The organism is Bradyrhizobium sp. (genome assembly GCF_049581145.1).
In the GTDB taxonomy this organism is placed as follows: Bacteria; Pseudomonadota; Alphaproteobacteria; order Rhizobiales; family Xanthobacteraceae; genus Bradyrhizobium.
The window spans coordinates 1-10,733 of sequence record NZ_JBAURI010000440.1; the positions used below are offsets into that span (position 1 = coordinate 1).

The window sequence follows — 10,733 nt, forward strand, 5'->3', positions numbered from 1 at the left end:
CCGCGTCTCTGGACGATCCGGAACGCCCCTCTGTGGAACAGGATGGCGGGAGTTGTAGTGGTGATTTGGGGTGGCGTCAACAACAATTTCTGAAAATCGGAATGTGGTTCTCGTGATGCCTCAGGGGCAGGTCTGGGGCTTGGAAATGACAAGTTTCAAGAAATCGATCGTCTAGGCTGATGGAACAATTGGGGCCCGGATGATGCCGCCGAGTTCTATACGATCGGACCAGGTACGACCCATGTCCATGCAAGGTTTCTCTATCCATTCGAAGGAAAAATGCGCGATCGCCAGTGCGATTGCTACGCAGCTGCCGCCGGCGCCGAGGACAATGGCGGTTGCCGTGAGATCATTATATGCCCAGGCCTCAGGTACGATCATCAGGCACACGACGCCGTAACGATCAGAACAGCCAACGATCCTTGAAATGATTTAACACGAAAATTGCCGAACAGATGACCGCGGCTGATCTCCGTCATGTCACGCACGCGATCCCGGCGGTCGCTATTCCGCTGCCTCAAACTCGTCGCCCGCTCTTTCAACCCATTCGCCTCGCCTGCTCAGCGCGGTCTTCGGGAAACGGCGGGGCGTACGATAAACCGGGCTATGCCTGCCGTGTCCATTCAAAATCGGCGCCGTGAACGTAGGCCTGGTAGACTTCGAGAACCGTTTCAACGTCGCCCAGCGCGACAACGCGGCCGGTATGCATCAAGGCTGCCTTGTTGCACATCGAGCGGATCAGGTGGTCGGAGTGGCTCGCGATGACGACGATCCGGCTGCGTTCGAGGAAATCTGCCATCCGTTCCGCGGCGCGATCGGCGAAGCGCGCATCGCCGGCACCGATCCCCTCGTCCAGCAGCAGGATACCCGGGTCTATCGACGTCGCAAAAGCAAACCCCAGGCGCGTCACCATGCCGGTCGAATAGGTGCGAACGGGCAAGCCCATGAACTCGCCGAGCTCACTGAACTCTTCGACGCTTGCGATCAACTGATTGATCCGATCCGGCTGCAATCCGAACATCATGCCGGCGGTGCGGATGTTCTCATATCCTGTGTCCTCGGCGTCGATGCCCGGCAGCATATCAAATAACGGCGTGACGACGCCATCGACCAGAATCCTGCCCGATACCGGCTGATAGACGCCGGCGAGCGTGCGCAGCAGCGACGACTTGCCCGCGCCGTTGTGGCCGACCAGGCCAAGGCGATCGCCCTCGTGGAGTTCGAACGAGACATCGTTGAGGGCCTTGACGACGGTGCGATTCGCGTTCCTCGAATCTTTCGAGATGATGCCGCCCGTGGCGCGCTCGAACAGCACTTTCCGCAGGCTGCGTTGCGCCCCATATATCGGGAAGTCGACGTGAACATGCTCCACGACCAACCGCATCCCAGATCTCCTCTTAGAGCCAATAGGCGATACGCTTGCGGAATCGGCTGTACACAACGAATGCGAAAGTCCAGCCCACAAGGGTGATGATCGCGACTGCGATGTAGGAATTAAGGCTCGGCATGCGGCCGAGGAGGGGATCACGCACGATCGAGAGCAGGTGGTAGAGCGGATTGAGCCCGACAAAGACCACTCTGCGAGTCCCGCTCAAATTGTCGGGCGACCAGAACAGCGGTGTCACGAACATCGAGACCTGAATGATGCTTTGCACGATCTGCTGCACGTCCCGGAATCGGGCGGTGAGGGTGCCGAGCACGATGGTGATCCACACGCCGTTCACCATCAGCAGCATCAGCCCGGGTATCGCAAATGCTACCTTCCATGTCAGCGCGTGCGGCATGTAGACCAGTATGATCAGAAGATAGACGATCATGTTGTGCAGGAAGGCAATGAAATTGCGCCAGACCAGCGCATAGGCGAGGATCGACTGCTCGAAGTTCATCTGCCGGATAAGTCCGGCTCCGGCGACGAACACGCCTCCGGCTTCGCCAATCATGCTCGACAGCATGGTCCAGGCCAACATCCCGGAAACCAGGAACGGGAGATACTCGCTGGTATTCCTGCTCAGGAGGCCGGAGCCGACGCTGCCCATGACGATCACGAAGACCAGGAGCGTCAGCGACGACCAGAACGGTCCGAGGGTGGTCCGGCGGTATCTGCGCTTGACTTCCAGCCATCCCAGCCGGCCCCACAGCTCCCACCTGAGGGCCCCGCCGACGATGTCTTCGACCGCACTGATGGTGAGGGGCTTCAGGCCTGATTTCGACTGAGGATCGATCCCCATTGCGGTCTCCCGATTCCGGGCCGCTGTTATCGGCTGAGGCAGATGCTTGTCAATCAGGTCTTCTGTCTGGTCCTGTCCGCTCACCCGCGCGGCCCCGCCGGCAGAGTTCGGCTGAAGCTCGAGAAGGCCGCCTCGATGTGGTCGAGCTCATCGGGCTCCCAAACGATGTGCTGGCTGGGCGTTGCGAAGTCGAGATCGGCGCCGAGGCGGTGGCCATGCTCCGTCAACGCAAGGGCCGAGTTATTGGCATCGGCGCCCATCGGAAGGAAGATCAGATAGCGCGCGTTCTCATTCAGCCAGCATAGCTCTAGTGGGCCATGCATGACGCCCATATTGAGCCACGCAGCTTCGTAAAGGGCCATGCGGATTTCCAGATTCCAGCAGGCTGCCAAACAAGCGGGGTGACCACCCAGATCCTTCGGCTCCATGGTGATCGCGGCCTCGGTGTCGGGCACAAAGATCGGGGCGAAACGAGCCTTGTCGCAGCGGTCCGCGAATGCGATCCAATCAGCGGTTCGGCTGTTGCGCTGGCGGGCAAAGCCGTAGTTGCGGAGGCTGATCACCAGCGGAAGCCGATGGCCTGCGACCTTGTCGAGATAGGATTCGACGTAGCGTCTCGCGGCGGCGCTGGCGCGGAGCATAGGCCACACCTTGTCGCCCTCGCGCACCATGTCGTGCAGCCAGGCTTTCACGGGCTGACAGGGCAAATCCACCCGGTAGTCGGGTGGATAAATCTGCGTCGCCGCTCCCGCCGAAAGCTGCCTGGCCTGCTCCCGCGACGTGCACATGACGGATGACCGAACGCTCGGCAGCAGAGCAAGCGCCGGCAGCAGGATGTTGCGCAGCCGCCACATCCGCGCGGTCGAATCGATCTCCGCCTCGTAGTCGGGCTGCTCCTTTCGCAGATTGCCGTCTCGTCCGGTGACGAACACGACATCGATGTGCGCAAGTCCCTTGCGGCGGCGCGCCAGCTCAGCGGCGGCGAGATAGGAGATGAAATCGAAGGTTACCGGCGCGATCGACAGGTCGTAGACGAAAAGAAGTGCCTGATCGGGCCAAAGTGCGCCCGCTGCCGAGCCGGACGACAGTCCGTCCGATACCGACACGAGGACGCGTCTCAGCGCCCGTGTCGCTGCCAGACGTGGATAGTTGAACTCGTTGACCGGAGCGCGGTAGAGGTATTTCAGCCCATGAGTCCGCAGCCCGAACGAAATCTTCCGGACGATTCTGATCATGGAGAACGCCGTCGGTGCTTCGCCAAAATGCCAAAATCAAAATCGGGTCTTGAGGCCGTATTCCCGTGAATCGACGAACTCCACCCACGGTATTTGACAATCGTTGCCGACGTGACCTTCACCGCCATTTGGTGCCGGGTACCGGGTGCTGCTGGCCACCACCCCGGACTTCTTCTGCCATCGCCATGGCCTGCTCGATGCAGTCGTCGATATCGATCGCGTAGCGGTAGCTGCCGTGTCGTCCCAACGAGAACACGCCGGGAGGCATCTCCTGGTGATAACGATCCGCCTGAGCGAGCGCCCACTTCATTGGCAGCGGATAGTACTTCCCATTCATGGACGGGATTTCCATGCCTACAAGGGTCGTCGGCGACTTGTGCAGCGTAAATTTCTTGTATTCGACCAGCCGCGTGAAGCGTTCATCGTTGGCGTAGTACAGAAAGTAGACGTGTTCTGGAAAGATCTCTTCCGACGGAAACACGATCTTGTGGAAGTCCCTTCCGATGTACGGCAGTTCTCCGTAGCAATTGTCGAACAACTGGTCCGGGGAAATCGTGCTCACGATCAGATCGAAGGTTCGCTTCTCTCCCTTGATCCAGACCGTGCGGTTTGGAATATCGTAGCGCTCGATCCTCGTATTCAGCATGATATTGGCGCCGTTGGTGGCGATATCAAAATACTGGTTATAGCCATCGGCCGCGTGCGGGTAGGCGGACAGCGCGGTGTCCCAGGCTGCACGGGTCCCTTCCTTGATGGCGACGCCCTTGGGCGACCAGTTGAATGTATCTATTTGCTTGTTGTCATCGATCAACCACATCTTTGTGCTGTATTTCTCGATGAATTTTTCATACAGCCGCGGCCCCACCGAACCGATCCAGTAATCTTCCAGGTTTTTGGCGTTCTCCACCCCCGAAACCTGCTTGAGTTGCTGTTCGATCGCGTCATGATCGGGCATCCGTCCGATGTCATCGCGATGGATGGGGAAGCCGTAGAACGCGTTGTCCGGCTCGATGTAGGTCCAGAATTCATGGTCCAGGCACCTGCGAAGCGGGCAATGCTTATCGAGATAATTGTACACCTGCTCGTTTTGAGTCAGAAAATGCCTCGGACCGAACGTATAGGGATGCCCGCCGTACCAGGACGTCCGCACCCCTGCACCGAGATACGGCAGCGCCTCCACCAAGGTCACGTCCCAGCCACCCATCATGAGCAACTGGTGAACCGATGCACAGCCGGCAAAACCTCCACCGATGACCAGGGCCGTCTTCATTTGTCGCCTTTTTGCAAATATGCCAATTGAGAACCCATTCGTTCATCTGCCGTGCCGGGATGGAGACCTCGTGATGCGGGACCGGCTGAAACGCTTCAGATCATGTATAGGGTTTCTGCATGACCATGAGCCCGTTGCAGATCGGCAGCGCCAGGCGGAGGTAATTGTCACGGCTGGCCGCCAGATCCATGAAGGCCTTGACGCCTTCGCCCTTCTCTGTTTTCGGGGACGCATTGAGCGCGTCGCCATGGAATAGCACGTCGTCGACCAGAATGAGGCCGCCGGGCCGAACGCGTGGCTCCAGCACCTCGAAATAGTGCGCGTAGCGTTCCTTGTTGCCGTCGATGAACGCCAGGTCGAATGGAGGATCCTGAGGAAGCCGGTCGATGATCTCGAACGCATCGCCCTGAATCACCTCGATCCGGTCCGACAGGCCGTTAGCCACAAAATTTCGACGACAAATATCAGCGAAGTGATCGAATTTCTCGATCGTGGTAAGCTTGCCGCCCGGCGGCATCGCCCGTGCCATCGACATCGCCGACAATCCGATAAACGCGCCGATCTCGATCACACGTTTCGCCCCGAGCAGCCGAACGATCAGCTCCAGCAGGCGCAACTGGACCGGATTGGAGGCCATCTCCTCGACAGTGACCTTGTCCGATAGCACAAGCTTGAATGTCTCCGTGGCCGGCTTCAACCCGCTGGTCCGCGCAATGAAGTCGTACAGTGCGCGAGGGTAATCGGAGCCGCCGAAATATTCATTGTTGAGCGGCTGGTCGGGGAGGAGCTTGTCCCACAAGGTCAAGGCTTTGCTCATGATGATTGGATACCTTTGTTACCCTACGATCCCTGCAGGAACACCCCTGTTCCATGCGGGATTGCGGGACGAGGAGAATTGGATTCAAGCGGGGTGCGGTTCTTTCAAGTAAAGGATGCGCGTCGACCGCAATCATTCCGCCGCCTGTCCGATCCGACGTGGTTCGCATATCTCCTGGAGTGCTCGCTCCGTGTCTTCGATAAATTCATGGGCTCCGTACATCCGACGGCCCGCCGGCTGCGCAAAGAACACATCATTCACCAGTGGCTCGTTGGCGACGAAGTGGCTGTGACAGTTTGCTCGATCGTGATACTTATCGTACAGGGAATGCCCTGGCTTGACGAACAGGCAATTATTGACGGCGAACGCACGGGAGCTATTCGCTTCCCCCTTCAGATGAGCGAGAAGCCCGGTCGAATTGTTCTGTCCCGGTGCCGCAATGGGCTTGCTCTCCAGCACAAACATCAGCGTTGCGAAGCCCTTTTCCCAGATCTTGTCGATCAGGGATTCCAATGTTCCGCTTGCCGGATAGCCCGTGCATTGCACGACGAACACGCCGTCCGGCTCCATGACCTGTCGCAGCAGCGTCAGATAGTCGTCCAGGGCGGTTCTGTTGAACTCGAGGAGATTGGCATTTGATGTCACGATCTGGAATTTCTGATCCCGGCTCGCGAGTTCACCGATCCGCCACCACGGATAGTGGGTGCACAGCGGACGCTTCAGATCGAGCTGGATCGTCCGGGATATTTCAGTATATCCCGGGCGGGTCTCGGCTGGCGAGAAATAGTCAAGCACGGAGGTGTCCCTGGGCACAAGCGCGCGCTCCTCGAAGCGAGGACCAAAGCAATGCACATTCACCAGATTCTGCAGCAGATAGAAGCTCTCGCAGGCCTCGATCTGGCTGTAGTTCTGTAACGGAGCATGATGGCGCAGAATAAAGGATAGATAACCGCAGCCGGGACCGATCTCGAGCACCGAGCGGAAATTCGCATCAACGCCCAGGAATTTCTTGTACAGTGCGAAGGATGACAGCAGAGTCGAAAGCGGCAGGATCGGCCGCCTGTTGGACAGATAGGTGAGCTGAAGCAGCACGGCATCGCGGCATGCCTTGATCAGCAGAGCGTACTCGCTTTCCGTCAAGCCGCCGAGTTCACCCATGTATTTCTCGAAGCGGTTTTCCTGCATGGTGTCGAGCAGCTGCCCGACCTCGCGCAGGCTGGAAATTCGTACCGGGAAACCAGCCTTCTCGAAATGATCGACATTGTGCGTTTGCGCCACCCACCACGTCGGCAACTGGGCCTTCGCGAGACGTTCGCTGGCACGGTACGTTTCTGGCTCCAACATCTGTCCCGTCCTTTCAATCTACGGTCTCTATAGCAGATCGCATCGGTACATCAACTCCAGGACGCGGGCCGATCTCTTTTCGCGGGCTGAAGGACGCGAAGCTTATCTTTCTGGCATCGCGCGGGAATTTGGGCAGATTCCACCGCATCCCGTGATAGTTCATGCCCTCGACATAGTAGCTGGCCGCCAGGTCGAGCTGGCCGAGCGTGCGCAGTTGTTCAGCGTATTCGACAGCGGTGACCGCCTGTCCCGGATCGCGGCCGAGGCAAAACGCGAAACTCTCGCAGGCTTCCTGATGCCGACCCCTTGCGGCCAGAATCCGTCCGTGGTTTGCAGCCGCAATGGCCAGTGAATTGACCTTGTCGCCATCCTTCAGCTGGGCCCCCTGCATCGCGCGTTCGAACGCGGCCAATGCGTCGTCCAGCTGTCCTGCATCCAGGTGGAGAAACCCCAGCTCCAGCCATGCATCCGACCACATCGGATTTTTGGCGGTGAGCTGAAGGAGCCGGGCGACCAACACCTGGGAGAGGGACCCTTGCTCCGCCTTCTCCAACTGGCCAAGAATTCCTCGCACGAGAACGAGCGGCGATGACTGCTCTTCGTCCAAGGGCAGGGCTTGCATGAACTCCGTCAACACCTGCTCGATGGCCTGCAGCACACGAATGCGGCGGATGTCATTGAAGGCATCGATGTCGCTGCTCATCATGTTCAATCGCGCCGTGGTCAAGCTCTCCGACGCCGCGACCTTCAAGCGATTCCTTGCCCGTCTCATGGCGACCTTCCACCCGTCGCGGCGAACGGCGTGCACCACGCGAAGTCCCGTGCCGGCGAGGCGATGCTTCTGATCCCGCATCCGTTCAACCAGGCTTGCCGGCGCACGCAATACGGGTATTCGACCCGCCGCCCGTCCCCATGTGACTGCGAATCCGTGCTGCTGAATGCTGCGCAACACCGTCAACGAGAGACGGGCGAACCGGCCAACCGGCGGCACCCGCTCCATCTTGAGCTCGATCCTGCGAAGCAGATGGATTGACAGGGAAACTCCATGCCGCGCCGCGGAACGGGTCATTTGTCGGAGAACTCTGCGTCCTCGATTGAGATAGGGCCCGGGCCGAAGCCCCCCGGAACCGATCAAGTTGAAACTGCTGACCGGGTTCGGCGCCGCTCGGATGGGATGGACGGCCTGCTTTGCATCTGCGGTAACCACACCGTGCGGCGCATGTTGCCAGAGCACGCGATCAATCGGATAGATCGTGAAAGGTCCCACGTCAAAGGGGGTGCCCACGACCTCAGCCGCGTCAATGAGCGGTTCGGCTGCCTGCCCACTCATCGTGAACAGGCGCTCCGGTCCGGCCTCGTCGGTCGCATCCAAGACGCCTCGCCGACGGCGAGAGAGCCGCACCTCTTCCTTGGGAAGAATGACGTGATCGCTCACAAGATCGGTCAGATCACGCTCTCGTCCAGGGGTCAGCAATTCGCGGATCTGCGACCAATTCTCATCGAGAGCCGCGTCGACGGGAATGAGGAGGATGGCGCGTCGACGGATGCCGAGGCGCCGACGCAAGCGGCCGGCGAACACCGCTGCGGCCAGGACGGCGGCGGCCCGTGACAGTTTATGCTGGCGCAATTCGACGAACAGTCGGTAAAGCCGACCAGCTGTCACTATCTGTGCTCGGTAGAATCGTCCGCTGCCAACGGCGCGAGCTCGCGCAATTGCGGCGGCTCCATCTTCGCCGCGCTCATGGCACAGCGCGAACGTCTGTTCGCTTTCTAGCTCGCAGGACTTGGTCGAATGCCGGTCCCACCACCCTCCGAGGTTGGATAGACGGGTCTGATCGAGCGGCCATGGTCGGTACCAATGATCGATGAACTTGGCGATCGGCTCGAGGCTCACGGTAGAGCAGGGCTCGAAGGCCAGGGTGTCGAGGTGATCCTCCGGCGCAAAAAAGCGAAGTTCTGAAAAGAAGCCGGGATCAAGCGCGAACGGCTGCGACACGATCTCACGAGCGATCAAGCCTTGCCCGGGCACGACCCGAAGATCGGATTTCGGATCCGCATGTCGCCGCTCACTCGCGCGCCGCATGGTCGCATGGAGCGGATGAAAGTGGCGATACAGCAAATCGATCAGCTGTTGGTCATCGAGATCGCAAGGACTGGCGCGATCAGGAAACCGGTCCTCGAGTTCAGGCAAAGCCGTCTCCAGCGTGACGCGCGGCCCTATCGCGAAGACCGCTCTCGCCCCGGCTTCGAAGCGACGCGCCCAACGCAACAAAGTGCCCCGCGCGTGAAGAACGTCCGGCATGATGAAGAACAGCACTTCTCCATTGCGCTGAGCCAGCTGCAGGCCGCGATTCCAAAGGATTCCGCGTGAGCCCGGATCGGCCGGGTCGATCTCGCTCTGATTGAACAACGAAAAATGGATTTTCACGACGCTGCGCAGTTTCTCGAACGCCGAATCGGCTTGCAACGCTTGGGCATCCTCGGGCGTGGTGTAGATCGTGTAGTTGACGTCGTGAGCCGCGACGAGAGCCGGCGCGTTGCCTTCGGCCAGCAGGCTGCGCAGTGCGACGGTCAGAAACAGATCAACGAACTCGCGGCCCCACACCACTGTGATCAGTCTAATCTTCATTCTAACTCTTCCCCAGAGCAATAATATTCTCTAGTCTCAATAGCTTAGAGTAGAACATCGAGGCCGGCCCTCTGCTTCCGGGCCGATGCGGCGTAGCATTTTCTTTCGCGTCGCAATAGCATCAAGTTCAGCGATCGCCTAGTCTCGCTTGTAACTTCGATCTTGGTCGGAGGCCGCGAGCGGGTGCCGGCAAATGCACGGCCAAAGCGCGCCAGAAGGCGTGTCAAAATCCGACGCCAATTAGGTGATGCGAAAATTGAGCGCGCAATCACGCGAATGGCGGGCAGTCCCCTGCGATGCCAGCCGCCGTATGGCGAGATCGCGGGACCGAACCTCCAAAAGGCGTGCGAGTGCCCTGGTTGAGTCGAGTCGCATCGAAGCGGGCGCCCTGCAATCAGGCAGGGAAGTCCTTGCGTCTCGATGCTAAAAATGATTTTGCTCCCGAGCGTTCGCCGGCTTTGGTAAAGTTCCGCAATTGCCCGAGGCTGGATCATCGCCGGTACCTCGGCCATGGTTTGTCGATGACGTTTTACACGGGTCTCTGAGATGCACCGTTTGCTGCAAGCGACTCTCGCCGGTCTGTCGGTGAATTGCAATCCGTGCGCCACCTCAGCCTGAGATCGGTTCTCCACGGCCATGCGTTTTCACCTGCTAACTGTCGTATGGGGTCACGATTTCACGGATCGCTTTGCCCGGGTGACCCTGCGCTCTCTGCTGGCCCCGGGCAACCTGCCCGCGCTGGCCGCAGAGCATGAGGTCGTTTATGACATCCATACGACTTCGGCCGATGCGGAGCGGTTGGGCGCACACAGCGTCTTCCGGGAAGCGGCGCGGCATGTCAAATTTCGTATCCATCGATTTTCGCTCGCCGAGATAGATCCGGGAAACCCGAGTTCCCACTGGCTGCTTTGGCACCGCGGCGCGGATCAGCTTCGCGAAGACGATGACGTCCTGATCACGGTCGCTGCGGATCATCTGTTCCGCCGGGATACGTTGTCCCGCTGGGCCGCGTTGTTCCTTGGGGGACGGCTCGCCGTGTTCGGGTCCGGGGTGCAGGTCGTGGTCGAGACACTTCAGGAGGAGATCGAGAAGTCGTTTCCAATGCCGAACCCCATCGACCTTGGCGTCGAAGACATGAATGCGCTGATGTTCAGGCATCTCCATCCCATGAAGATTACGATGCTGCGCGGCAGCCCCCGCTGGATCTCGC

Annotated in this window: 8 protein-coding genes; all 8 read right to left on the reverse strand. The window is 59.5% G+C overall.

Annotated features, from left to right (window positions below):
* Positions 1 to 604: 604 nt before the first annotated feature.
* Positions 605 to 1,384, reverse strand: coding sequence for an ABC transporter ATP-binding protein (locus WCB02_RS14240; protein WP_423958859.1), 780 nt, complete (start codon positions 1,382 to 1,384; stop codon positions 605 to 607).
* 13 nt (positions 1,385 to 1,397) lie between these two features.
* The gene (locus WCB02_RS14245; protein WP_423958860.1) at positions 1,398 to 2,228 is read right to left on the reverse strand and encodes an ABC transporter permease; all 831 of its coding nucleotides are present in this window, start codon (positions 2,226 to 2,228) and stop codon (positions 1,398 to 1,400) included.
* Between the two features lie 80 nt (positions 2,229 to 2,308).
* On the reverse strand, positions 2,309 to 3,463 hold the full coding sequence (locus tag WCB02_RS14250; RefSeq protein WP_423958861.1) for a hypothetical protein: 1,155 nt from the start codon (positions 3,461 to 3,463) through the stop codon (positions 2,309 to 2,311).
* Positions 3,464 to 3,581: 118 nt separating this feature from the next.
* Positions 3,582 to 4,733, reverse strand: coding sequence for a UDP-galactopyranose mutase (locus WCB02_RS14255; RefSeq protein ID WP_423958862.1), 1,152 nt, complete (start codon positions 4,731 to 4,733; stop codon positions 3,582 to 3,584).
* Positions 4,734 to 4,833: 100 nt separating this feature from the next.
* The gene (locus WCB02_RS14260; RefSeq protein ID WP_423958863.1) at positions 4,834 to 5,550 is read right to left on the reverse strand and encodes an O-methyltransferase; all 717 of its coding nucleotides are present in this window, start codon (positions 5,548 to 5,550) and stop codon (positions 4,834 to 4,836) included.
* Positions 5,551 to 5,682: 132 nt separating this feature from the next.
* Positions 5,683 to 6,894 carry a hypothetical protein gene (locus WCB02_RS14265; protein ID WP_423958864.1) on the reverse strand — a complete coding sequence of 404 codons (1,212 nt, stop codon included), beginning with the start codon at positions 6,892 to 6,894 and terminating at the stop codon, positions 5,683 to 5,685.
* Positions 6,895 to 6,907: 13 nt separating this feature from the next.
* The gene (locus WCB02_RS14270) at positions 6,908 to 9,523 is read right to left on the reverse strand and encodes a tetratricopeptide repeat protein (RefSeq protein ID WP_423958865.1); all 2,616 of its coding nucleotides are present in this window, start codon (positions 9,521 to 9,523) and stop codon (positions 6,908 to 6,910) included.
* 651 nt (positions 9,524 to 10,174) lie between these two features.
* Positions 10,175 to 10,498, reverse strand: a complete 324-nt coding sequence (locus WCB02_RS14275; RefSeq protein WP_423958866.1) for a hypothetical protein — start codon at positions 10,496 to 10,498, stop codon at positions 10,175 to 10,177.
* Positions 10,499 to 10,733: the final 235 nt, after the last annotated feature.

Bases quoted from the DNA above. Each gene is read 5' to 3' on its own strand.
- WCB02_RS14255 (WP_423958862.1), bottom strand. From the start codon at position 4,733: ATGAAGACGGCCCTGGTCATCGGTGGAGGTTTTGCCGGCTGTGCATCG.
- WCB02_RS14250 (WP_423958861.1), bottom strand. From the start codon at position 3,463: ATGATCAGAATCGTCCGGAAGATTTCGTTCGGGCTGCGGACTCATGGG.
- WCB02_RS14245 (WP_423958860.1), bottom strand. From the start codon at position 2,228: ATGGGGATCGATCCTCAGTCGAAATCAGGCCTGAAGCCCCTCACCATC.
- WCB02_RS14270 (WP_423958865.1), bottom strand. From the start codon at position 9,523: ATGAAGATTAGACTGATCACAGTGGTGTGGGGCCGCGAGTTCGTTGAT.
- WCB02_RS14265 (WP_423958864.1), bottom strand. From the start codon at position 6,894: ATGTTGGAGCCAGAAACGTACCGTGCCAGCGAACGTCTCGCGAAGGCC.
- WCB02_RS14240 (WP_423958859.1), bottom strand. From the start codon at position 1,384: ATGCGGTTGGTCGTGGAGCATGTTCACGTCGACTTCCCGATATATGGG.
- WCB02_RS14260 (WP_423958863.1), bottom strand. From the start codon at position 5,550: ATGAGCAAAGCCTTGACCTTGTGGGACAAGCTCCTCCCCGACCAGCCG.
- WCB02_RS14275 (WP_423958866.1), bottom strand. From the start codon at position 10,498: ATGATCCGCAGCGACCGTGATCAGGACGTCATCGTCTTCGCGAAGCTG.